General features: G+C 34.8%; 19 protein-coding genes. 6 read left to right on the top strand and 13 right to left on the bottom strand.

The annotated features are described in order from the left end of the window. Position 1 precedes the first annotated feature (1 nt). From AC5LWZ_RS07770 to AC5LWZ_RS07800, 7 genes are all read right to left on the bottom strand, one after another. Positions 2 to 1,759, bottom strand: a complete 1,758-nt coding sequence (locus tag AC5LWZ_RS07770; RefSeq protein ID WP_493463411.1) for a bifunctional alpha/beta hydrolase/class I SAM-dependent methyltransferase — start codon at positions 1,757 to 1,759, stop codon at positions 2 to 4. A gap of 3 nt (positions 1,760 to 1,762) precedes the next feature. Then, complete coding sequence (locus AC5LWZ_RS07775; RefSeq protein WP_198200052.1) at positions 1,763 to 2,380, bottom strand: CDP-alcohol phosphatidyltransferase family protein; 618 nt, start codon at positions 2,378 to 2,380, stop codon at positions 1,763 to 1,765. A gap of 21 nt (positions 2,381 to 2,401) precedes the next feature. Beyond that, positions 2,402 to 6,676, bottom strand: a complete 4,275-nt coding sequence (locus AC5LWZ_RS07780) for an acyl-CoA dehydratase activase-related protein (RefSeq protein WP_493463412.1) — start codon at positions 6,674 to 6,676, stop codon at positions 2,402 to 2,404. A gap of 212 nt (positions 6,677 to 6,888) precedes the next feature. Beyond that, positions 6,889 to 7,605, bottom strand: coding sequence for an epoxyqueuosine reductase QueH (locus AC5LWZ_RS07785; RefSeq protein WP_493463413.1), 717 nt, complete (start codon positions 7,603 to 7,605; stop codon positions 6,889 to 6,891). 470 nt (positions 7,606 to 8,075) lie between these two features. Beyond that, entirely contained in the window at positions 8,076 to 8,621 is a 546-nt protein-coding gene (locus AC5LWZ_RS07790; protein ID WP_065578649.1) for a hypothetical protein, read from the bottom strand. 625 nt (positions 8,622 to 9,246) lie between these two features. Further along, a complete protein-coding gene (locus AC5LWZ_RS07795) occupies positions 9,247 to 9,714 on the bottom strand; it encodes a hypothetical protein (protein ID WP_493463414.1) in 468 nt (155 codons plus the stop codon). 414 nt (positions 9,715 to 10,128) lie between these two features. Then, complete coding sequence (locus AC5LWZ_RS07800) at positions 10,129 to 11,157, bottom strand: hypothetical protein (RefSeq protein ID WP_493463415.1); 1,029 nt, start codon at positions 11,155 to 11,157, stop codon at positions 10,129 to 10,131. Between the two features lie 317 nt (positions 11,158 to 11,474). On the opposite strand from AC5LWZ_RS07800, the gene AC5LWZ_RS07805 reads away from it, so the two are divergent. Next, positions 11,475 to 11,627 carry a hypothetical protein gene (locus AC5LWZ_RS07805; RefSeq protein WP_493463416.1) on the top strand — a complete coding sequence of 51 codons (153 nt, stop codon included), beginning with the start codon at positions 11,475 to 11,477 and terminating at the stop codon, positions 11,625 to 11,627. Positions 11,628 to 11,768: 141 nt separating this feature from the next. Here the strand turns inward: AC5LWZ_RS07805 and AC5LWZ_RS07810 are convergent, their stop codons facing one another. After that, on the bottom strand, positions 11,769 to 12,197 hold the full coding sequence (locus AC5LWZ_RS07810; protein ID WP_493457371.1) for a hypothetical protein: 429 nt from the start codon (positions 12,195 to 12,197) through the stop codon (positions 11,769 to 11,771). A gap of 225 nt (positions 12,198 to 12,422) precedes the next feature. On the opposite strand from AC5LWZ_RS07810, the gene AC5LWZ_RS07815 reads away from it, so the two are divergent. From AC5LWZ_RS07815 to AC5LWZ_RS07830, 4 genes are all read left to right on the top strand, one after another. Beyond that, positions 12,423 to 13,835 (top strand): EmmdR/YeeO family multidrug/toxin efflux MATE transporter, encoded by a 1,413-nt coding sequence (locus AC5LWZ_RS07815; RefSeq protein WP_110447746.1) that lies wholly within the window; start codon positions 12,423 to 12,425, stop codon positions 13,833 to 13,835. A 586-nt stretch (positions 13,836 to 14,421) separates the two neighbouring features. Next, positions 14,422 to 15,093 carry an OmpW/AlkL family protein gene (locus tag AC5LWZ_RS07820; RefSeq protein WP_198200059.1) on the top strand — a complete coding sequence of 224 codons (672 nt, stop codon included), beginning with the start codon at positions 14,422 to 14,424 and terminating at the stop codon, positions 15,091 to 15,093. A 358-nt stretch (positions 15,094 to 15,451) separates the two neighbouring features. Then, positions 15,452 to 16,837 carry a glycoside-pentoside-hexuronide (GPH):cation symporter gene (locus AC5LWZ_RS07825; RefSeq protein ID WP_493464191.1) on the top strand — a complete coding sequence of 462 codons (1,386 nt, stop codon included), beginning with the start codon at positions 15,452 to 15,454 and terminating at the stop codon, positions 16,835 to 16,837. A gap of 44 nt (positions 16,838 to 16,881) precedes the next feature. Continuing rightward, a complete protein-coding gene (locus AC5LWZ_RS07830) occupies positions 16,882 to 18,402 on the top strand; it encodes a glycoside hydrolase family 43 protein (RefSeq protein WP_493463417.1) in 1,521 nt (506 codons plus the stop codon). 53 nt (positions 18,403 to 18,455) lie between these two features. Here AC5LWZ_RS07830 and AC5LWZ_RS07835 read toward each other — a convergent pair whose 3' ends face one another. The 4 genes from AC5LWZ_RS07835 to AC5LWZ_RS07850 all read right to left on the bottom strand — a co-directional run bounded on the left by AC5LWZ_RS07835 (position 18,456) and on the right by AC5LWZ_RS07850 (position 24,055). After that, the gene (locus AC5LWZ_RS07835; protein ID WP_493463418.1) at positions 18,456 to 21,314 is read right to left on the bottom strand and encodes a valine--tRNA ligase; all 2,859 of its coding nucleotides are present in this window, start codon (positions 21,312 to 21,314) and stop codon (positions 18,456 to 18,458) included. A 192-nt stretch (positions 21,315 to 21,506) separates the two neighbouring features. Further along, positions 21,507 to 22,352 carry a pantoate--beta-alanine ligase gene (gene panC, locus AC5LWZ_RS07840; RefSeq protein WP_493463419.1) on the bottom strand — a complete coding sequence of 282 codons (846 nt, stop codon included), beginning with the start codon at positions 22,350 to 22,352 and terminating at the stop codon, positions 21,507 to 21,509. Between the two features lie 18 nt (positions 22,353 to 22,370). Next, positions 22,371 to 23,213, bottom strand: a complete 843-nt coding sequence (gene panB / locus AC5LWZ_RS07845) for a 3-methyl-2-oxobutanoate hydroxymethyltransferase (protein WP_110447740.1) — start codon at positions 23,211 to 23,213, stop codon at positions 22,371 to 22,373. Continuing rightward, on the bottom strand, positions 23,210 to 24,055 hold the full coding sequence (locus tag AC5LWZ_RS07850) for a Rossmann-like and DUF2520 domain-containing protein (protein WP_493463420.1): 846 nt from the start codon (positions 24,053 to 24,055) through the stop codon (positions 23,210 to 23,212). The genes panB and AC5LWZ_RS07850 overlap by 4 nt, the downstream gene beginning before the upstream one ends. Positions 24,056 to 24,534: 479 nt before the next feature. Here AC5LWZ_RS07850 and AC5LWZ_RS07855 point away from each other — a divergent pair, with 479 nt between their 5' ends. Further along, positions 24,535 to 24,858, top strand: a complete 324-nt coding sequence (locus AC5LWZ_RS07855; RefSeq protein WP_086364555.1) for a YnfA family protein — start codon at positions 24,535 to 24,537, stop codon at positions 24,856 to 24,858. A gap of 244 nt (positions 24,859 to 25,102) precedes the next feature. On the opposite strand, the gene AC5LWZ_RS07860 is transcribed toward AC5LWZ_RS07855, so the two are convergent. Beyond that, a complete protein-coding gene (locus tag AC5LWZ_RS07860; protein ID WP_294884364.1) occupies positions 25,103 to 25,762 on the bottom strand; it encodes a DUF7424 family protein in 660 nt (219 codons plus the stop codon). Positions 25,763 to 25,887 lie beyond the last annotated feature (125 nt).

The following is a 25,887-nucleotide window of genomic DNA, read 5'->3' on the forward strand; positions in this document are numbered from 1 at the left end:
ATCAATGCGAAGTTCGTTGTGCCAGTGATACGGTAAAAATCCCCCACTGGTCTACTAACATGGTCACTTTACTAAAACCTGCTTCGGCAACTAACTGATCCATCTCGATCTGTGTTCGGCGTCGCATGATCCATGGTTGCCCTTCTCGATGTGAAGTTAACGCTCTAGCAATAAACTCTAATTGAGGATGCCAAGGTTGATTGGTATAAAGTAAATACCCACCTTGTGGAATTGCATCAGCCAAGCCAGATAAAGATTGCTGTAACAGTTGATTATCACCAAATAATTCATACAATCCTGATACCACAGCTAAATTAGGCTGCGGAGATAATTGTGCGAGTTGCTCACGGTTAAATGCATCGCCTTTTTCAAAACGAACTATGTCGCTTAAACCTTGTTGCTCAATTAGTGCTTGTCCATCACGGATATTAATATCACTATAATCGCGCAACAAAACCGAATTAGGTTTATTAGCGATTTGATTAATGGTTTCTAAAATATATCGACCATGCCCTGCGGCTATATCAACAATATTTACTTCAGTAGATTGTTGTTGTAACAGTTCAATAGCTTGCTTTAAGAGCAGTTCAAGATGAATTTTTCGTTGTCGAATCCCTCGCCAACCAATAGATTGTAAATAGAGATAATCAAAAAATTGCCCCAATTTTGAAGTGCCGGATGGCTCATTTCGATAAACATAATCAAGTGTACTACCGGAATCAAAACCTGTTTCAAATCCTAGTTTAATTCCATCCGACATATTACTAGCATATTTCAAGGTCGCTTTGACTAACTTCCAATACCATGGTTTAAGCCAACCCGAAGGTGGTAAAGCTAACTTATCGGTTTCGGATCGAGTATAACCTACCCGATCGGCATTAGTTAACTTTGGAACATTGGGTTGATTAGCAAAACAACCTTGAATAAATCGCCTTGCTCTATCAATTGCCATATAACGATCTTTTTCACCAAAGGTATCATGATAAAATTTTGGTAGGATATGAAACTCTTTTTGATTGGTTCCTAAATTATCATAAAACGCCTGTTGTGGTTTTCGTCGCACCACAAAATCACAACCAGAAACTAATAACTGTGTAGGAACAGTGATCGCGTTGGCATCCTTAACAATTCGATCCGCTACCGCATACAAATCAAGCAGTAATCTAACCGAAATGGGTTTAGTAATTAAAGGATCTTTATTAAAAGAATCTGCTCGACTGTCATCATGAGTTAGTAAATTCGGTTTGACATAACTATTTACAAAGAAATTGCCTTTCAAGTTATATAATAACTTAAGTCCAGGTACCGCTAATGGCACATATAATTTAACGCTAAAAGCTGGAGCACCTAAAACTAAAGCGCGAATATTCGGTACATAATCATGCACCCAACCAGCAGCAATTACTGCACCAACACTTTGTGCAATAATAGCAATATCTTGCATTTCAATCGCATATTCTTTAATGATATGCTGTATAAAACAGTTAGCATCTTTTATCAGAGTGGCAAAATTTACCGCATCACCACGTTGACCATCAGATTGGCCATTTCCTCGCGCATCCCAAGCAAAAATATGGAAATCAGGTAATTCCAGCTCTTCAGCTAAATGGGCAATTCGTCCAGAATGTTCATGCCCACGATGAAAAAGTACAATTGCTTTTGAAGGCGTTTTAGTATCACTATCGACTGCAGGCCAATAACGATAAAATAATTGACAGTCATCATGACCAATAAATGTGTTTTGCTGCTGTTCACGCATTCCTTATTCCTTATTATTTTTCGCTTCTTGCAATCCTTTTTTCACTCTATTAATCACAGTAATTAATAACAAAAAGGTGATAAACCACAATAGAACATTTAGCCATTCAAGAGGCAATAAATAGGTTGCAATTCCTAAACTAATTAGGCTGAAAGCTAAAGCTCGATCGCTTTTCCCCATAGGTCCATCATAACGTCGAGAGCTACCAATCATCACACCTAGTACGCCTGCGTATTCGGTTAGAAATGATAACAAGATTACTAATATCATTAAATTGGTATTAACTTGATTTATTTGAGTAAAGATTAACAGCAGAGCACAATCGGAAATCACATCACAAATCTCATTTAAATAGGCTCCTAAATTGGATTTCTGACGATATTCTCTGGCTAACATACCATCAATAGCATTAAGAGCCATCCGGATAAACATCCATACGGGTATTAACAAAAACAGCCATTGATGATCTGCAAAAAAGCCAACTAATAAAGCAATCAATATCGATCCAGCACAAGCAGCTAACGTGACTTGATTGGCGGTTATTCGTGAATAATAAAGCGAATTAACATAAGGACGAAGCAATGTTTGAAAGCGAGATTTTAATTGATAAATAGAAAACACAGATCGATCCTTAATATATAATTATACAATTCTTTGTAATTGAGCATACTTTAATGAACTTACCATAAAATGCAAACGATTGAGTACATTGACTTCACCTGCGCCATCATCAAAATCCAAATAGAGTAGATTCAATTTTGGATTAAGATCACGCATACGTTTCTCAACCCCTTTAGAAACAACATGATTAGCAATGCAGCCAAATGGTTGCAAACTAATAACATTATTGATGCCATGCTCAGCAAAGGTCATAATTCCTGCAGGAATTAACCAACCCTCACCATATTGACTGGCTAAATTTAAAATTTCTTCTGCCTTTTTCGCCATATCACGAATATTATGAAATGGTTGATAGTGTTTAAAATCAGATAAAATCTGATTAGTTTGAGCAATATACTTTTGCGCTACCTTTTCAAAAAAGTGAACAAAATAAGCGACGAAACTCTTGTTAACAATATAATTGTCAACATTACTATCATAGTTAACAAAACATTGTGCAAAAAACTCAATCATTGGCGGAATAACAGGTTCAATACCCTGATCAACTAGCCAATCAACACTATGTTGATTACCAAAACTGTTATATTTAACATAAATTTCACCAACAATACCAATTTGTGGGCAATCTTTATTTAATGTCTCGATTTGATTGAAATGCTCTACCGCCTCTTTTAACAACGCAAAGATCGCCTTTTTGCCTTTATGTTGATTGATAAGTTGTTGTAATTTTCTAATATAAAGCTCTTTCAATTGATTAGCTTGTTGTTTAAATTTGGCTCTAGGCGCAATCGAGTAGAACATCTTCGAAATCGAATCAGTAAATAACATCGCAAAAAACGTCGTTGGTAAAGTTTTTAGCCAATTAATTCTAAAACCTGGTTGCTCAATTTCATTAATATTACCGGTACTGAGTGACACGATAGGAATATCTTCGAAACCATTACTAATCATTGCTTTCTTAATTAAAGAAAGATAACTACTCGCTCGACACTGTCCACCCGTTTGAGTAATGCCGATAGCCACTTCATCACGTTGATATTTACCTGAATTAAGTGCTTTAATAATATCACCAACAATAATGGTCGCTGGATAGCATATCTCGTTATTGCAATATTTAAGTCCCCACTCAACAGAACTTTTATCAGGTTTTGGCAAGGTTTCAAGTTTATAACCTGACAAGGCAAAAATCGGCGCTAAAAGAGGTGAATAGAAGTCTGAAATATATGGCGCCAAAATAGTACGACGCTGCTTATCTTGCTTAGCAAAAATAGCTGTCTGCTTACGTTCAACCACTTTTAACGGTTGTTGATGATTCATTCGAATTGACTCAATTATCGAACGTAATCGCAATCGCACCGAACCTGTTGCCGTGATCTCATCAACACGAATGATAGTGCACGTTTTACCCTTAGACTCTAAGATAGCTTTACATTCATCGGTAACAATCGCATCAGGGCCACAACCAAACGAATTAAGTTGTACAAACTGAATATTTTTCGGTTGTTCAGCAACAAAACTAGCTGCTGCATATAAGCGATTTGGATAACTCCATTGCGAGCAAATTTGCAGTTCAGGCGATAATTGGCTGATCGCACCTAACACTGAATCTTCGGTTATTACATCGCAACCAAGCGCATTTAAGATCTCTGGCGTTTTATGATTAATTAAGCTATCACTATGATAAGGACGACCTGCCAAAATAAATACATAACGCCCCGTTTGTTTAGCATTATTCAGTACTTCAACCGCTTTGCTATACAGCGATTTTTTATATTCCGCTTGAGCAGCTAATGCATCAGAAAATGCTTGATTAGCTATCTTTTCTGCAATACCAAGCGAAGTTAAATAATTAATACAGCCCTTTTTCAATAATTTTTGATTACTGAAATTGATTACTGGATAATCCAGTGGCACGTTATATTTTTGGTTAGGATTGATAGCACTATTTACCACCTCAGCATAGCTACTGACAATTGGACAGTTATAGCTGTTAACTGCATTAGTAAACTGATCAGATTCAAACACCACCATCGGCATAAAAATACGATCAACCTTTTGCTCAATCAGCTCCATAATATGCCCATGAACCAATTTGGCAGGAAAACAGATACTATCCGACATTACTGTACCTGCGCCCTTTTCATAAATCTCATGCGTCGAGTATGGTGATAACGTTACATTAATACCACTATTGGTTAACAACGTGTGCCAAAATGGAAAATTTTCGTATTGTCCTAAAACACGAGGAATACCAACATTGAGCTTAGATTCAGTATTATGGATATTGGTTCGCTCAAATAATAACGCATTTTTATAATCAAACATATTAAATGCATTTTTATCTTGATATTGATTATTACTCAAAAAGCGTTCGCATTTATTACCAGAATAATAACGCTGACCATTGGCAAAACGATAAATCATAATATCACATTTATTTTCACACCCCTTACAGCGTGATGGTTTCGCTTTATTATCTTCAGCTTTATGTAGATTATCTAATCCAATAAATTGCGAAGGTGTTGGTTGTTGCGCATAATGGTTTTTTGCCACTAATGCTGCACCATAAGCCCCCATGAGTTCAGGAATATTTGAACTAGCAATTTGAGCCCCAGTTAACTGCTCTAAGGCACGAAACACCGCAGGATTTTTAAACGTCCCTCCTTGCACCACAATATGATCACCTAATTTGCGCATATCATGTAATTTCAGTACTTTATGAATGGCATTTTTAATCACTGAAAAAGCCAACCCTGCAGAAATATCGCCCATTGTTGCGTTTTCACGCAGTGCCTGTTTCACTTTTGAGTTCATAAAAACTGTGCAACGGGTACCCAGATCACAGGGATTATTGGACTTACATGCTGCGTCAGCAAAATCAATAGTATTTGAATTGAGTGATTTTGCGAAGGTTTCAATAAATGAACCACAGCCAGAAGAACATGCTTCATTTAACTCAATATGATTTACGACACCATTGGCAATAAAGATGGCTTTCATATCTTGACCACCAATATCCATGATAAAACTGACCTTAGGCTCAATATGTTTAGCGGCAGCAAAATGCGCCATTGTTTCGACTAGACCATCATCAATCGCAAAAGCGGCTTTTAGTAGTTCCTCACCATAACCAGTGACACCTGTGCGAGCAATAATAATCTCTTTACCTGATGCAGCAATCTCATCCTTTAATACCGTTAACCCTTTAATTAATGCGGTGATTGAGTGGCCATTATTAGGCGCATAATAAGTAAAAAGTAGCTCGTCATCCTCACTAATTAAGGTAATTTTAGTGGTAGTTGAACCGCTATCAATTCCCAAATACGCTTTCTGTTTTTGGTAAGCTGTTAAAGCTAGACGGGGGATTTGAATATAGTTGCGTTTTTGTTGCCAATCATCAAAAGACAAGGCTTGATTAAAAAGTGGTTTTAACCTAAAAGACTGATTGACTTGAATCTTGGTTGAGGCATTTAATCTATCAATAAATTCAGTAAGTGTAAGTTGACTACGTTCAATTGCATGAATCGCTGCGCCCCAAGCGGACAACAAAGTAGGATGCTCGGTGGTAACTATCTGGTCTTCATTTAACTTTAGTGTCTCTAACGCGGCCTTGCCTAACGTTGGAATAAACGAAAACGGTCCACCAATCAACATTACTTTGGGTACGATATCATAACCACGAGCTAACGTATTGACCAATTGAATACAGACAGCATGTAAAACTGAATAGGCAATATTCTCTTTTGATACATTACGGCTAATTAAATTTTGCACATCAGTCTTAGCAAATACACCACAACGTGATGCAATAGGAAAGACTTTATCATGTTGAGTTGCTAGAAGATCAAATTCTTGTACTGGAGTATTGAGCAAGGTCGCCATCTGATCGATAAATGCCCCAGTACCTCCAGCACAACTACCATTCATTCGAATATCAGGCGGGCGGTCAGGAAAAAAGAAGATCATCTTACTATCTTCACCACCAATATCGATTAACGTTCTAACCTCTGGATATTTGCGCTGTACCACTTCCGATGCGGCAACCACCTCTTGAATGAAGGCGATATCGGCTTTTTCTGAAATACCCATCCCAGCAGAACCAGTCACCTTGACCGATAATACAATCTCTTCACCCAATTGTTGTTTAATTTCATCTAATAGTGATAAAACTGTTGGAACAATATGGGTATTATGGCGAACATAATTGGTATAAACAAAATTATCTTGCTTATCAAGCACGACACATTTTGCTGTAGTAGATCCGACATCCAATCCAAGTCTATACATTTTTGGCATAAACAAACTCACATTTGCAAAATTAGACTTAACCTATAAAAGGGTCACAAATATTACTAAATAACTATATTTTTATTGTGGAATTATTATAGCGAAATCTTTCTAATTTTTAATCTATTTGTTTAAAAAATGACATTTTTGGATATTTTTGGATATTTTTTGACTAATAAAAATTCAACGGAGTTTCAAATACAAAATCCGCTAAATTAAAGTTATGCATTTGCCAAACCTTGCTTAGCAGTGGCAATAACATTCTTTAAATCAACCCCTTGTGCTTTTGCAGCAAAAATGCAACCACAATAACATTGACGATAAACATCATACTCCTTACAAAGTTCGATAGATCGTTTATAACCATTATTCTTTTTGAAATCAGAAGGCAGATAATTTACCGAAAAAAGTTCTTGAATTTCAAAACCAATTTGATTAATTTTCTGACTATTCTTTTTCGGGCTTAGCGTTAAAGCACTAGCGAAATAATCAAAGCCTAACTCTTGTGCTTTAATCGCTGCTAAATCTAATCGCATCTTATAACAAAGATGGCAACGTTCTCCGCCTTCTGGAGCATCACGTAGATGCTCAACCTTCTTAATAAATTCTGCTGGTTGATACGGGGCTTCTAAAAACTGAACATTGTTGCCGGTTTTTTGATTAAAATCAGCAATAAATTTTTGTTGCACAACACTACGATACTCATATTCTACTCGCGGATGAATATTCGAATTAGCAAAATAAATAGTAATATCTGCATACTGAGCCAAATACTCCAGTACATAAGTACTACATGGTGCACAGCAACTATGAATTAGTAACTTTGGTCTTGCTGATGCTAACTGCCAATCAGCAATCACCTCTTTCAAAATCGAATCATAATTCACTTTATTATGTGGATTTAATTTTTCGAGAATATCTTTGGCATTAATTAACATTGGGACTCTTTCAAGTATCAGGCTGATTGATGAATTTTAAGGCGCGTATAATATAGTGTTCTACTTTAGCGTTCAAGTTTAAGTTACAATTTTGTTTTTCGGGATTAACATTTAATTTTTACGCTAAATTTGCGGTTATTAAAAACCCTTTTCCTCAAATTTTTAAATGCTAATTTCATCATTTTGCAGCTGTCAAAAAGTGACTAATGCCTAAATCATGAGTTAGACATTTTTAATAAACTGTTTCAACAAAATTTTTTGACTAACTATGCGGCAGTGAACTAATCGCAGACGATATCATTATCACCGCTAACTTTCTAAACTAACACTTAGGCAGTTTGTAATATTTTTTTATTTTTATCCCTTTATGTATAGGGAACTCGGATTAGTTTTATTTCTCAATAATATCGGATCCGGTTTATCACTATGCATATAGGGAACATGTTATAAAACCCTTTTAGAGGGTTTGATTATAAGTGTGTAGCTATTTCTCTAGCCACGTCTAAAGCTATCTGATCCCACGCATACTCAATAACCGAAGTAACTTTTGCATCTTTTACTCCGCTATCATTCTGTTTAGTAGAAAATTCTTTAGTCCATCTATTGCCTGATAATTCAAATGTTACATTTAAAATTACGCTCGCACTATCAATATTCGTTACTCCATAAGTGAATTTTGTTTTAGCATTATTAACTATTAATGTTAACTTTCTACCGCCAGAATTTAAATCTGCGTACGTGCTAATTGCTTCTTCAATTCTTGATGAAAGACCTATTCCAATCGGAATTCTAGTACGAGTCCCACCACCAACAAATCCTGAGGCCCCTTGTATATCAATTCGTGACGTAAAATCACTAGGAATCCATGTAATATCCAAGCTTTGTTTTTTAGTAATATGTATCTCTGATTTTATTTGCTTTAATGATTGATAAGACAACCTATCATTAAACTGATGATGAACACTACAACCTGAGAAAACAAAACCTAAACACGTTAATAATAATAATTTTTTCACCCCATTCTCCTATAAATAATTTTGATAGATAGTATAAAATTTGTTAGCCAAGTGCAATAAAAGTTATTAATTCAATCATTCTCATAATAGAGGAAATTATTTTTATCAATCTGGTACGATATTTTATCGACAATACTTATTTTTCCAATATCAAATAAAGAAGAATGAAAATGTTCTATTGATGTCATTAAATCAATAGAACTATATATTTTATTTGAGATCGCCATTTTATCAAAATCTGGGAAGATAAAATATTCATTTCCTATTAAAATAGAATAAAAATAACATATTGAAGTGTTTTTTAAATCAACACAAAATCATTTTTAGCTTCATAATCAACAAACGAGAACTCAATATTGAGACAATTTTCATAGTCATCTTTAAAATAATCCTTACCTGCAATTTTTCACATAGCTTATCATTGCTTTCTTTTTTGTACATCAATGATAATTTTAGCTCTTTGTAAGAGTTTGGTTACTTCATCTGCTGAGTGGTCGAATGACAGGCATAAAAAAACCGCCATTAGGCGGTTGAATTAGTTTTTATTATTTTAAATAATTATTTACTCTTTGGCACAATAAAACCTCTTAGAGTTTTTTGTGATGAACTTAAAGTTATCGGTACTTCAATTTGCACATTCTTTTTCGAGATGTTCATAAGCTTTTTTGTAACCTAGTAGAGAAAAAGTAAAATCCCTTGTAAAGTTAGAGCCAGCCCTTACGACGATCTTTTTACCATTTTGAAGTGCTTTATTCATAAAATTTTCTCTTTTTGCGGATACGATGTCTTTATCCAATTCCCATTCCATTTCAATTGGCTTTTCTTTATCTACTCTAAAAATGACTTTAATAGCACTGTCTTGATTGTCCTTCCAGTAGTTTGTTGAAGGTAAAAGACCCGCTCCTTGGCAATTAAACATAAGAGCAGCACTATCAATAGCCTTTGTTTTCGTCTTATCAATAGCGAATATCATAGTACTTTTTTTATCTGTTATTGGATCAGTATCGATTATAACACTCCATTCCTTATACTTAATTTCTTTGGCAAATACAAAAAGTGGAAATAATAACAAACACAATATAATCTTCTTCAAATCATTCCCTTAATCTTTGAGTCTTTTTGTAATAGTATGTTATTTAGGGATTTGGAGCAATAAAAAAACCGCACGAAGGCGGTTTATGTAAATTTTTAACTACCTACACGGCAGTGAACTAGAACATTATACACAATAAACTTTGTTCAGAAACCACTATTCGGTTTATCCCTGTGAGCACGGGGAACTCGCGATGCTATAACAGGTGTTGCTATTTCTGCGCCGGGTTTATCCCTATGTATATAGGGAAAACTGTTGTGTGATGCCAATGAAGTCTTTTCGTCCGGTTTATCCCTGTATACACAGGGAACACATAAACACTCTTCAAAATAATTAATAAAAAACCCCTCTAAGAGGGTTTGAATTAATTTGATAGTCAATACAAATGTAACTTTTAGAAAATAATTTTATAACTTATTTAATTGTTTCATTATCATTTGCAAACTCTAAATATTTAGCTAATGTTTTGTTTAAAGCGAGCATGTTTTTTATTTCAGAAATAGATTTTGAATCTATATTATCATCACTATTTCTTTTCAAGCCGTAAAATCTAATAATGGCGTCTTGGGTATCATCAAGTGAATTGATATATGAAATAAATTCATTATTTAATATAAAGTTATACCACTCATAGACATAGCTGCCATATTCTCTTTTAAATGTAAGATCACTAGGAGAATTATATGTATTGCCGCTTTGATATATTTTGAAATTCTTAACTGAAATTTCATCATAGCTACTACAAATAACTTGAACTGTTGTTAGATAAACTCTTTCTTTAAGAATTGATATGTATATTTTTAAATAATCACTATCTAGCTTAATTTCCGCTAAATCATCAATTGGGTCATATGAAAAATGTATATTTTTTGTATTAATAGCATTAAGCAATTGGCGAAAGTCATTTGCATCTGTTATTTTTTTAGATAACTGTAAAAGTCCTTCTAGTTGCTCATTATATAGCTTTTGACCATTTGAAAACGTAATTATATAAATATCTTTTGATTCTGTTACAACTTCTGTTACTGATAATTCATCTATATTAGGAAATTTAATATTTTTAAACTTCTCAATTTGCTCTAACCGTTTTTTATAGTTTTTAAGGCTTTCAAATTCATTATAATATTTTAAGTCAGAAAGATAAAAAACCTCCCCGTTTTTTAAAATTATTTTCTGATATGTATCACGTCCAACTTTAACTTCTTTATCCAAATAACCTTCCATTCCTTTATATTTTTTGTATGGTGGATAATATAATGAATATATATTTGGAGAGGTATATAATCCGCCATACACCTTACGTCCAATAGCAGAAGAATCATATTCATTAAAAATGAACAACTCTTTACCTTCGGGATTATATTTTTCTTTTTTTACAGCGCCCAACGAATCAAATGAAATACAAGTTAAAACCAGCATTAAATAACATAATATCTTTTTCATACCATCTCCTTTTTTAGGTAATGGTATGTTATTTAAGGATTAGGAGCAATAAAAAACCACCACTAGGGCGGTTTGTATGAATTTTTAACTACCTACACGGCAGTGAACTAGAACCCGATATACTATAAATGTTGTTGGTAAAAAGGCAAAGTCTAATTTTACCAATAAAAACCTTTTTTTGAGCTATTCTTCAATATATTGATTTTTAAATATTTTATTTTAAGTCAAAAAAATAATTAGTAATAGGATGTTTTAGATTTCAAAAATCCCGTTCCTCAAATTTTTTATTCGATCTATTTCGGACGTTTTGTTGTTTGATGGCTATTTCTATACGGCGATTACATCCGAGTAAAGAAGGTTTGCGTAACTGTCTTCCGTCATCGTTCGCTTTTAACGTACTGGCTGTATTTTTTCCTGACAAACAACTGCTTTGTCATGATAATCTCACTCAATTGTCAGCACTTTGCTAATGTCACTAAACAAGACTCATCATATTGATTTGTAATAAAGTAATATACTTTTATCTGATTTGATTATTTAAATTTTGATTTACTTATAATAATTTAAGAAATAAAAGAACCTGCAATACAGGTTCTTTTTAAACTTTTGAATCATTGATATAAAGTTGTTGGAATTATGTCAGTGTTTCCATTTTGGTCTATAAATAATCTAAAGATTTTTTTCTCATTGTTATTTAAATTAAAATCACGTTCACGACGGGGAGCATTAAAACTACACAATCCGTGACCTTGTATAGATGCACCAATAATAACTTCACCAGCAGGCAGATAAAAAGTTGCCCTTTCTTTAGTTTCAAACTTAGCAACTTCTTGCCCATTTAAAAATAAATTTATGTAACATCCGCTACCAGTCAATCCTTTATCTCTGATAAACACTAATGTCGCATTATTATCTAGTTTAGCTTGATGATTGAATATTCTTGCTTCTGGTACTTGTTTTATTTCATGTTCAGCTGGTGGTCTAGTAGAACATCCAATTAAAACTAAGGTTAAAAAGCCACCAACCAATAATTTCTTCATACCTTTCCTCCAAAAATTTTTAGCAATGGTATTTTATTTATTTAATTTTGACAATAAAACTCCATTCCTCAATTTATTTATAATTTATAAGCCTTGAAATAGAGCTACGCTCTATTGATAATGATAATTATTGATTTTGATTTTTTTATAAAACTTAATTTCATTTTTAGCAAATAAAGGCGTTATAATATACTCAATTTTCTAAATAAAATTTTAGGCCTGAAATTGGATTTTCAACTTGTTAGTCGATTAAAGAATCTTCAACTTTATAAAAAACGACGTTCAAATAATGTGCTTTTCTGGCGCGAAATTTACCCTTTAGCTATGCCAATTTTGATTGAGAATTTGTCGGTCATTTTGATGGGGATTTTTAGTACGTTTTTAGTGAGTTGGATTGGTAAGGCCGAGATGGCTGCCGTCGGTCTTGCGGAAAGCTTTAATATGATTGTCATGTCATTCTTTATGGCAGTTGCACTAGGGACATCTGTGGTGGTGGCGTTTAGCTTAGGGCGACATAATCGTAAAAAAGCGGTGGTCGCAGCAAGGCAATCCATTACTTTGTTAGTAATAATTTCGATTTTACTGTTTTTGTTTGTCGAGTTCTCTGGTTATTGGATTGTCGAAATTATTGCAGGTAAAGCCGATCCTGAAGTGAAGGAATTAACGCTTACTTTTCTAAGATTAACCGTTTTAGGCTACCCCGCTCTTGCCTTTATTTTAGTTGGTTGTGGTGCATTACGTGGTGCTGGCAATACCAAATTACCAATGTACTTAAACATTATCATGAACATTTTAAACTTAACGATCAGTTATGTGCTAATCTACGGCGCTTTTGGTTGGCAAGGATTAGGCTTTATTGGCGCAGGTATCGGCTTAACAATTTCACGCTATTGTGGCATGTTCTTTATTTTATTAGTCTTAACCATAAAACCAAGTCGAGCGTTATTTATTCCTCTCCGTAGTTATTTTCATTCATTTAATGGCAAAATTTTAATTGATATTTTAAGTATTGGAATTCCTGCTAGTGTGGAATCGGTAATGTTTAATATCGGAAAATTGCTTACGCAAACCTTTGTCGCAGGTATGGGCACCTCAACTATAGCTGCTAATTTTATTGCGTTTTCAATTGCCGGATTGCTTAATTTACCAGGTGGAACACTTGGTGCAACATCAACAATTATTGTAGGTAAACGTATTGGTATGGGACAAATTTATCAACCAACACGGCAACTTAAATTTATTTTTCATCTAACCAGTTTATTACTCTGTTTTTTAGCCTTTTTATCGATCCCATTCGCAGGATTATTAAGCTCGCTTTACACTAATGATAAAGAAGTTATAGAAATCTCCAAACATTTACTTTGGTTTAATGCCTTATTTACCCCTTTTTGGGCTTCATCCTTTGTTTTACCATATGGTTTTAAAGGTGCGAAAGATGCAAGTTATACCATGTGGGTCGCTATTGCTAGTATGTGGATGTGTCGGATTGTTGTGGGTTATATTTTTGGCGTCTATTTTGGATTTGGAGTTATTGGTGTTTGGTTCGGTATGTTTTTAGATTGGATTATTAGAAGTATTTTCTTTTATTATCGACTTATTAGTGGTAAATGGCTATGGCGTCATCAAAAAATCAGCTAGTACCAATACTGAAAATCTATTTCTTACAAATAAGTTTGGAGTATTTAATTTAACGATATCAACAATGTGCTGACAACTGAGTGAAGTTAGCATGACAAACATAGACGCATTAAAAGCGAACGCAGGCGGTAGGCTGTCACATCGTGACCACTTGCGTGGTCGCCGTGGAAGTTGGTAAAGAGCATTCACTTAAACACTCTTTATTCAAACGGAAACAACATATATAAATAGCCACCAAATAACAAAACGTCCAAAACTCAACCAACCAAAAAATTTGAGGAACGAGGTTTTAAAAGCCTAAAATCCATCCTAGAAAGCCCTAAATTCGTTTACAAAAAATGATTTTAAACAAATTCAATATCGACCTATTGACTCTGAATCAATTATGCAATTAATAAACAATTATTTAGATGAAAATTATTTCAACAGCATATCAATACACTAATTATAGTGATAACATATCACTAATTACTTTTAGCTATATTTCTTCAATTGATTAAGATTTTTACTTCAGCAAGGTCTGATAATTAAACTCGTATTTCTGGTTAAATTGTCAGTAGATATAAGTAACATAAGGAGATAATAAATGAAGGTAACGTCAATAGCTATGCTAGTCACATTTGGATTAGCCAGTTCAGCTGCTTTCGCTCATAGTGCTGATCAAATCATTATTCGTGGCGGTCCAGTCTATGTTCATCCACAAGATAAAAGTGATCATGTTAAAGTTGGTGGAGCAAAAAGCGATCTTAAAGCCAAAGCTAATAATGACACGCAACTTGGGCTAAACTTTCAATATATGGTTACTGATAATTTCGGTATCGAATTATTAGGCGCTACACCATTTAGTCATCAAGTTAAACTGGGTGGAGGTAATTCTACCGGATTGGCTGGTGCAAAATTAGGTAAAATTAAACATTTACCACCGACATTAAGCGCAGTTTGGTATCCACTTGATAGTAATTATGAACTCCAACCTTATGTAGGACTTGGTGTCAATTACACTTTCTTTTTTGATGAAAAACTCAGTGGCGAAGCCAAAAAAGCAGGTTTTCATGGTCTAGATTTGGATAGTTCTTGGGGTTGGGCTGCTCAAGTCGGTGCCGATTATACTTTTAACGATAATTGGCTAGTCAATGCTCAAGTCCGTTATATTGATATTGAAACTAAAGCCACTACTCATCTGGGCAATACTAAAGTAACTGCAAAGTATAAACTTGATCCTTGGGTGATGATGCTTGGTGTTGGTTATAAATTTTAATGTAATTAATAAATAACCTCTCCATGAGAGGTTTTTTAATACATTATTCAATGCTCTACCACAATTAATCTAAATTATCAAAATAAACCTCGAGAATTCAGTTCTTCTTGCCATTAAAGCTCGTCAAATATCGATACCTCCTACATTATTTGTGTCCAAAATGGCGCTATAAATTTGTGATATCTATCACATTAACCATATAACGTAATTAAGGTATGCAAAATCATAATACTGTTTTGAAAATGAATTTTATAAACTCTATTTATTGTTATTTTTTCAATAAGTTGTTAACGCAACCGATAATTAAATAATGACAGTTTTATGCAAATCATATTTTGATAACTAAAAGGAGTTTATGATGGATAATAATAAAAAATTATCAGTCATGGAAAAAATCGGCTTTGGGATGGGGGATGCAGCCTGTGGTATTGTCTATTCCTCGGTGACGATGTTTTTGACCTATTTTTATACTGATATTTATGGCCTTTCTGCCGCTGCGGTTGGCATAATGTTCCTCGCTACACGAATTTTTGATGCTATTATCGATCCGATTACAGGTATGGTCGCTGATCGTACTAAAACAAGATGGGGACGATTTAGACCATGGTTAATTTGGTTTGCTATTCCTTATGCTGTACTAGCTGTTATGACTTATACAACACCAGATTTTGGTTATTCAGGTAAACTTTTATATGCATACATTACCTATGCATTATTAATGCTTTGTTATACATTTATTAATATCCCTTATTGTGCTCTAGGTGGTGTTATTGCTCGTGATGAGAAAGATCGTTTATCTGCGCAATCCTATCGGTTTACTATTTCATCGGCATCAGGGCTTATGGTATCAATCGGTACATTATTCTTAGTCGATTGGTTAGGAAAAGAAAATAAGCAACTCGGATTTCAGTTAACCATGGCGATAATGGGCGTTATTGCAATTGGTATGTTAGTATTCTGTTTTGCAACCACTAAAGAAAGAGTGGTACCAATTGAAGATAAAAATGTCAGTGTTAAAAAAGATTTAAAATGCTTATTAGGCAATGATCAGTGGTGTATTGTGGCTCTTATTACCTTCTTTTCAAGTATGGCTGGCGTTATGCGTAGTTCAGCAACGCTTTACTATGCAACTTACTTGATGATGGGTGGCATTAGCTCAGCAGCGGGTACTGCGATGAAATCAGCCTTTGTGTCAACATCAGTGGTTGGTACTATATTAGGCGCGATGGCTGCTGGTTATTTTGCTAAACGTTTTACTGCTATTCAATTATTTAAAAATATTAATTTAACGTTGTTTGTTATTGGTGTGGTGATGTTTTTTGTTCCACCTGTGTGGTTAGCGGTTATTTTCCCACTCTATTTTTTAATTGGCTTTTTCCATTCCATGTATCAACCATTCAAATGGAATATGATGGCCAATGCTGCTGATTATGGTGAATGGAAATTTGGACGCCGAGCAACTGGTCTATCTTTCTCAGGTAATTTATTTGCCTTAAAACTTGGCATGGCAATCGCGGGGGCTTTAGTCGGAATTAGTTTAGGTTTATTAGGTTATCAAGCTGGTGTAAATGAACAAACACCATTAGCCACAATGGGCATTATTGGTCTTTTAACTATTGGACCAGCATTTTCTTATTTATTACTTTGGTGGTTAATGCGTTTTTATAAATTAGATGACAAAATGATGGAAAAAATTCAAAGTGATTTACTTGCTAGACAACAAAATAAAGATAGTGATGACTAAGATAGAATGTCGATAAGTAATAGTTACAATTAAAGGTTAATTATATGAGTTTAGATTATTACCAAAATCCTATTATCTGCGGTGATTATTCCGATCCCGATATTGTCAAAGTAAATGATGATTTCTTTATGGTTTCATCTAGCTTTAACCATATGCCAGCATTACCGATCCTACACTCAAAAGACTTGGTAAATTGGCAAATTATCAATCATGTTTTTGATGCACTTGACTTACCCGGTTATGATGCAGTCCAACCTGGTAAAGGAGTTTGGGCGCCATCGATTCGCTATCATGATGAAAAACTTTGGGTGTTTTTTAGTACCCCTGATGAAGGTATTTTTATGTCTTATACCACTGATCCTTGGAGTGAATGGAGCAAACCACACTGCTTACAACCAGCACTCGGTTGGATTGATCCTTGTCCATTTTGGGATGATGATGGTCGAGCATGGTTAGTGCATGCCTTTGCGCAAAGTCGTTGTGGTGTAAAACATAAATTGCAGCTGTTTGAAATGGCCAACGATGGGTCAACATTAATCGGCGAAGGTCAAATTATTTATGATGGTACCGCTGATTTACCGACACTTGAAGGACCAAAACTTTATAAGCGCAATGGTTGGTATTACATTTTTGCACCTGCTGGCGGTGTTGAAAATGGCTGGCAATCAGTGTTACGTAGCCGTGATTTAACTGGCCCTTGGACTGCACGCAATGTGCTATTTCAAGGCAATACGACAATCAATGGCCCTCATCAAGGTGGATGGATCGAATTGGACAACAATGAGTGCTGGTTTGTACATTTCCAAGATGCGCATTTATATGGTCGTATTGTTCATTTACAACCAATGTATTGGGGTGATGATGATTGGCCTCGCATTGGTGAGAGTATCAATAATGACTTTACAGGACAACCGGTATTATCATATAAAAAACCAACTGTGTCCCATCACTCAGAAGAGTATAGAATACAAACAAGTGACGATTTCCAGCATGGTAAATTTGGTTTACAGTGGCAATGGCAGGCTAATCCTAATCCAGATTGGCTAATAGCAAGTGATCAAGGATTAACCTTAAGTTGTTATCCATTACCTATTCGTCATCAACAACAAACACTCTATTTTGCAGCAAACTTATTACTGCAAAAATTTTCAGCATGGCAATTTACGGCGCAAACTCAACTTAGAATGAATGCTAAGCAAACAGGTGATTTGGGCGGTTTAATCGTTTATGGTGAACGTTATGCAGCAATTATGGTCGGTTATAATAATGGGCAGTATAAGCTTTATTATCGATATGGGTGGATGAAAGATTCAGGTCAAGTTGACGAATATCAACAAATTATCACTCAATTATCTTCAGAGCATTGTCAACTTAAAGTCGAAGTCGGTTTGAATGGTATCTGTCAATTTTACTATAAAGATCATGAAACAGACTGGATTTTAATTGAACCTAGCTTCGCTGCTGGAAAAGGTAAATGGGTGGGTGCTAAAGTAGGAATTTTTGCCGCAACTGAAGCAGATAATGCCATTGGCCATTGCCATTTTGATTACTTCAAGATTAGTTAACGGTTTAATTAGATAAAAAAACCTCTCATATGAGAGGTTTTTTATTCAAGTTGTTAAAGACTTTTTATGGCTGCATGCTGCTCTTGCAATTTTGCTTTATCATCAATATAGCCTTGTTGTTTTTCTTTCTCTTTCGCAACGACCGCTGCTGGAGCTTTATCTACAAAGCTAGCATTAGATAATTTATTATCAATACGCGCAATTTCACCATCAATACGAGCGATTTCTTTTTCAAGACGAGCTAGCTCATCTTCTTTATTAATAAGTCCAGCCATTGGAATGAGGAGTTCGGCGCCATCAACCAATTTAGTGACTGATAATGGCCCTACATCACCTTCATCTAACAAGACAATTTCTGATAATCTTGCTAATGACTCGATAAACGTGACGTTGTCACTAATTATACGATGTACAGCTGGTGATGCTTTTCTAATCAATAGCTGTAATGGTTTGCTTGGTGCTATATTCATTTCAGCACGGATATTACGAACCGCAATGACAGCGTCTTTAATCCAATTGATATCGGCAACCGCTTTATCATCAACTAATTTGCTATCAAATGCTGGCATTGGTTGTAACATAATGGTATCAGCTTTGATTGCCATTAGTGGTTTGACACTTTGCCAAATAGCTTCAGTAATAAATGGAATGATTGGATGAGCCAAACGTAGTAAGGCTTCAAGTACCGTTACTAAGGTATGGCGAGCAGCACGTTGCTGATTCTGTTCACCATTTGCCAATACTGATTTAGTTAACTCTAAATACCAGTCACAGAACTGATTCCAAGTGAATTCATATAGGATATTAGCAGCTAAATCAAAACGGTAAGTATCGAATGCTTCTCGATAAGTTTTCACGGTTTGGTTAAATTCCGCCAAGATCCATTTATCCGCTAATGAATAATCTAACTCTCCACCATTAAAGCCACAATCATGGTCTTGGGTATTCATCAGTACATAACGACTGGCATTCCATAGTTTATTACAGAAGTTACGATAACCCTCTAAACGTTTTAAATCCCAATTAATATCACGACCAGTAGATGCAAGCGCGGCTAAGGTAAAACGTAAGGCATCAGTACCATGCGCTTCAATACCATTCGGGAACTGTTTTTCTGTACGTTTAGCAATTTTTTCCGCTAATTGTGGCTGCATCATATTACCAGTACGTTTTTCTAATAAATCAGCAAGTGAAATACCATCAATCATATCTAAAGGATCGATAACATTACCTTTAGATTTAGACATTTTTTGCCCTTCTTCATCTCGAATTAGCCCTGTCACATATACCGTTTTAAACGGTACTTGTGGTTTACCATGTTCATCTTTAATGAAATGCATGGTCATCATAATCATTCTAGCAACCCAGAAGAAAATAATATCAAAACCTGTCACTAGCACATTAGTTGGATGGAAAGTAGTTAAATCATCAGTCTTTTCTGGCCACCCTAAAGTTGAAAATGTCCATAGTGCTGAAGAAAACCATGTATCAAGAACATCGTCATCTTGAGACAATTCGATGTCTGCTGCAAGATTATTTTCACGGCGAACTTCAGCCTCATCACGACCAACATAGACGTTGCCTTGGTTATCATACCAAGCTGGAATTCGGTGTCCCCACCATAATTGTCGTGAAATACACCAATCTTGAATATCATTCATCCATGAAAAATACATATTTTCATATTGTTTAGGCACGAATTGGATATCACCATTTTTTACCGCCTCAATAGCTGGTTGCGCTAATACTTTTGCTCTCACATACCATTGGTCGGTTAACATAGGTTCGATTACCACACCACCACGATCGCCATAAGGGATAGTTAAGTCATGCGGTTCAATTTTTTCTAAAATACCTTGAGCTTCACACTGCGCAACAACTAATTTACGCGCAGCAAAGCGTTCTAAATTCTGGAATTGTGCCGGAATATCGGTTGTGTGTGCAGTACTTGGCTCACCATTAGTATCAAACACTTCAGCTTGAGCACGAATGTCACCATCAAAAGTTAAGATGTTAATCATTGGTAATTGATGACGACGCCCAACTTCATAGTCATTAAAGTCATGTGCAGGAGTAATCTTTACACAGCCAGTACCTTTTGTCATATCCGCATGTTCATCGCCAACAATCGGAATTCGGCGATTAACAAATGGTAATATGACAAATTTACCAATCAAATCTTTATAACGAGGATCTTCTGGATTAACGGCAACACCAGTATCACCAAATAATGTTTCAGGACGAGTTGTAGCGACAACTAGGTAATCTTTGCCTTCTGCAGTTTTAACACCATCCGCTAGTGGATAACGTAAATGCCACATTGAACCTTTTACTTCACGATTCTCTACCTCAAGATCAGAAATTGCGGTACGTAATTTAGGATCCCAGTTAACTAAGCGTTTACCACGATAAATTAGGTCTTCTTGATAAAGTCTTACAAAAACTTCTTTAACCGCATTTGAGAGACCTTCATCCATAGTAAAGCGTTCACGATCCCAATCAACCGAATCGCCTAAACGTCGCATCTGTTTAGTAATGCTACCACCTGATTCTGCTTTCCATTGCCAAATTTTTTCGATAAAAGCTTCACGACCATAGTCATGACGAGTTTTGTTTTCTTCAGCAGCAATTTTACGTTCTACCACCATTTGCGTTGCAATGCCGGCATGATCACTGCCAGATTGCCATAGTGTATTATTGCCTTGCATTCGATGATAGCGTATTAGCGCATCCATAATGGTTTGTTGGAAAGCATGTCCCATATGCAAACTACCAGTTACATTTGGTGGTGGAATAGCAATACAATAACTTGGCTGAGATTTGTCACCATTAGGCTTAAAGTAACCACTTTCCTCCCAATGTTGATAAATAGGTTGTTCGATTTCTTGTGGATTATAAGTCGTGTTTTTCATAATAAAGCTATCAATCCTAATTCAAGGCATAAAAATGTGATTATTCTACCGTAAAATGATTTAACAATAAATTACTAGACGAATAAAGTGTTTGATTAAATCAAATTTAAATCAGATAACAATGAAATTAGTATAAAAAAACCACTTGTTAGTAAGTGGTCTTAACGTTATGAACAATTTGAATAGTAAATACTAATGATGATAAATAAAGTTATCAATCAATCTGGTTTTACCAATATAAACCGCCAAAGCACATAAACTATCTTGATTTAAACGATCAACCGCGGTTAATGTTGCATAATCAACAAATTCAATATAATCAATTTTAGCTAACGGCTGTGCATTTATAATATTCTTCATCGCGGTTAAGATGGTTTGTACTGATTTTTCACCGGTTTGAATCATTTGCTGGGCACACTCGATTGATTGATACAAACAGATAGCGGCTAAACGTTCATATTGCGATAAATAGCTATTGCGAGAACTTTTAGCTAGTCCATCACTTTCACGCACAATTGGGCAACCGATAATTTCGATGTCAACATTAAGATCACTTACCATACGCTGAATAACAGCTAGTTGTTGAGCATCTTTTTGACCAAAATAGGCTCGATCAGGTTGCGTGATATTAAATAACTTAGTAACCACAGTACAAACGCCTTTAAAATGGCCGGGTCGCTTTTTGCCGCAAAGCGCATCAGTTAGGCCATTAACATTCACATAGCTATTAAAATTGGCATCATACATTTCACTGGCTGATGGACAAAAAATCAAATCAACCCCCATTTGTTGACAGGCGTTTTTGTCGCGTTCTAAGTCACGAGGATAACTGGCTAAGTCTTCTTTCGGGCCAAACTGCATTGGATTGACAAAAATGGTGACAATCACTTTTTGATTATCTTGTTTAGCCGCAGCCATTAAGCTCTGATGACCTTCATGCAGATACCCCATAGTTGGTACTAAACCAATGGTTGCACCGTTTTTACGCCACGATTTAACCTGCTGACGAACTTCATCAATTGTTGTTACAACTTTCACAATTATTATCCTTTCTGGCTATTTTGAAAATTCAGATTTGAGTTGAATCATAATCTCACCGTCAATGGCAAACTCATGCATTGATGCTGGGTATTGTTGCTGTTTTACCTCTTGGCAATAATCGGCAAATGCTTGCTTCATTTGATCACCGATTGGCGCAAAAGATTTAACAAATTTAGATGATACGCCATCATACATTGACAACATATCTTGATAAACTAACACTTGACCATCACAACCATGACCAGCACCAATACCGATCGTTGGTATGCTAACAAGTTCAGTAATAAATTTAGCCAAATCGGCAGGTACACATTCGAGTAAAATAGCTGTAGCACCGGCTTGTTCAACTGCTAATGCATCCAAAATTATATCTTTAGCCGCTTGGTAATCTCTACCTTGTACTTTGTAACCGCCTAATGCTAATACTGATTGTGGCATCAAACCAATATGGGCAATAACGGGAATCGATGCTTGAGCAATCATCTTAATATGTTCACAAAATGCTCGCCCCCCTTCTAGTTTTACAACCTGTGCATTGCCTTCTTGAATCAAACGGCCAGCATTATGTACAGCATCATAAATAGAAGCATGGTAAGACATAAACGGTAAATCCGTCACAACTAACGCGTTTTTAGCGCCTTTTGCCACAGCTTTAGAGTGATGAATCATATCTTCCATGGTGACAGAAACCGTACTTTCATAACCTAGCATCACCATTCCTAATGAATCACCAACTAATAAACAATCTACACCGCTATCGTCCATCAATTTTGCCGTTGTGTAGTCATAAGCAGTTAACATGGTGATCTTTTGTTGATTTTGTTTGCGTTGTTGTAAAGTTAGAATTGTATTTTTCAAGGTAACAGCTCCAGTTCTAATTGATGATAGTCCCTATTAGGATGTTTTTGCCGACTAAGATTAAGTAATACTATCGATAATTGTTGGTATAAAGGTTTTATATCAGCAGGTAAGTTGAGTAAATGTTGTTTTATAGTATTTGCATCATTGCGTTCAACCGGACCTGTTAATGCATTTATAGTACCAACATTACAAATATTTTTGGCATTCGCTAAAAATAGATCATGCCATGCTTGTTGGCAAAAGTGGGGATCTAAACCACACCATGCCAACATATCACTGCCAACTTGAGCTAAGGCAATGACATGATTACTTAGCATAACGCAAGCAGCATGATAAAGCGCTTTATGTTCTGCCGATAATATTGCTATCGCATTAACCAAAGGTGATAACATCTGTTGTAATTTAGCTAATGCTAAGGGATTATTGGTTTCTAAAGTGAAAGATACCTTAGCCATGTCCTTGTAGCAGATAAAACGATCATAAATTGCCGATAAAGGGTGTAGCGAAAATGCTAAAGGATGAACAATATGATCGATAGTAAATAACTGCGATGTCAGCAAACCACTGCAATGGCCAACTAATTTATTCTCAATCGGCAATCGACTAAGCTCTTGCCATACAGAACTAATTTGACTATCCGGCACTGTCAAAAATAGACAATCACAATCCTCTACTAAGTTAGATAAAATTAAATATGCTTCACTACCAATAAATTCACTTGCCGCTTGTGTTTGTTGATAATCACGACTATAAAAACCAGTAATTTGCAGACCACAAAGACTAAAATATTTAGCCAAAGTACAACCCACTTTACCTGCGCCAATAAAACCAATATTCATCTTTAATAACAAAAATTAAACGATGCGGCATTATAGCCTAATTTGATATAGATTCAATTTTTAACCAGAAAGACCAAGCAATATAGGATTAACTATGATTAAAAACCCCTCTTCTTAATTTTTTTGGGGGGAATTTGCTGTGGGATTTTTTAAATAGAAGAATTTAATTTGTTGTCAGTTTTTTATCTCGGTAATCAATTCTAAACCGCTTTATAAGCGGTTTAGAATAATGTAAATAATTATTTACCTGGATAAAGAATAAATGGAACTTTTTGGTATTGCTTAGTTATCTTATCCCATGCTTGTAACTTTAATATACATAGGAATTTTTTCTCCTCTTGGGTCGGTATTACCCCAATCGATAATAAATAATCTTTAGCATATTACTTTTCAATGATAAATGCATGCCTGTAAATTGCCAACAAGTAACACAATGCATTATGATAAAATAGTTATATTGATTCTTTTAGGATTACATTATGCTGAAAATTATTAGTCTTTTCTTTTTAACTGCTTTAGCTGAAATCTTTGGCTGCTATTGTGTCTATATTTGGTTCAAAAAAACAGCATCTCATTGTTTTTTGGGATTAGCTATACTAAGTTTAATGTTATTTGCTTGGTTACTATCATTACATCCAGAAGCAAGTGGCCGTATTTATGCTACCTATGGCGGTATCTATATTATCGTATCAATGATTTGGCTTAGATTGGTTGATAATGTTAAATTGTCTAGTTTTGACTTAATTGGCGCGGGTATTATTTTATTGGGAACTGTGGTTATTATTTCTGGCTGGCGCTCATGATTTTATGAAAAATAGTTAACTAACTCTGATTATTTAAGTTTTATCAAAAGCTTTTGCTAAAAAATAAAGGAAATTTTCTACTATTAATATTCACCTGTTACAGTAATTATTTTAATTACCATGCAAAAATAATTATAATTAAATATTTTTCATATGGTTATTTTAATAATTGAGCTAAAAGATCGTCAAAACTGATTCAGTTAAGATAATATAAAACCCTCTGATGAGGGTTTTTGACTATTTATTATTCTGGTTTTGTTATCTCAACACGTTTATCAAAATCTTCATATACCAGCGTTTCCCCATTTTGAATCAACGAAGATACCGAAACATCAGATAGATTAAATATTTGATTTTCATTTGCTTTTATATTATACCATGAATAAGGAAGGTAAGTTTTATTATTTGCCAAAATACCATGAACAACAATATCTTGATCTTTATTGATGTCATTATTTATGGTTATTTTTATTAGTGGATTTATATCAATAAATGATGCTTTTTTTTGACGTTCAAAATTATGTTTTAAATTATCTGACATTTTAATTACCATTCCACCGCCAATATCCGTATTGGTAATTTGAATACCATCAACTGAATTTTTACCACCCACCGTAATCGGAATTTCAAATAACGCTTTTGAATCCATTTTTTCAGTATAACATTCAATATATTTAGCATTATTAAACACTTTAGCAATAGCTTCTTTAGCATCCTTTACATCTGATGACTCTTGTCTTGAATCTTCATAACTTTTACATGACATAACTTCAACAATTAATTTTGATTGTACTGTTTTAGCCGATTCACTGTTAATGTCACTTAGATTTACTATTGGTGCTAGCTCGACTTTACAGCCAGTTAACGACATAACTATTGAGAGTGTTACTAATGCTTTCTTCATATGTTATTTCCTATTCATGTTTAAAAACGCAACAAAATAACAAAATCAAAACCCCATTTCAATGTCCTATATATAGACTAATTAAGCATTACTAAACAACTTTAATAAACTGAATAATGATTACA

The organism is Gilliamella sp. LMG 34362 (assembly GCF_984569125.1).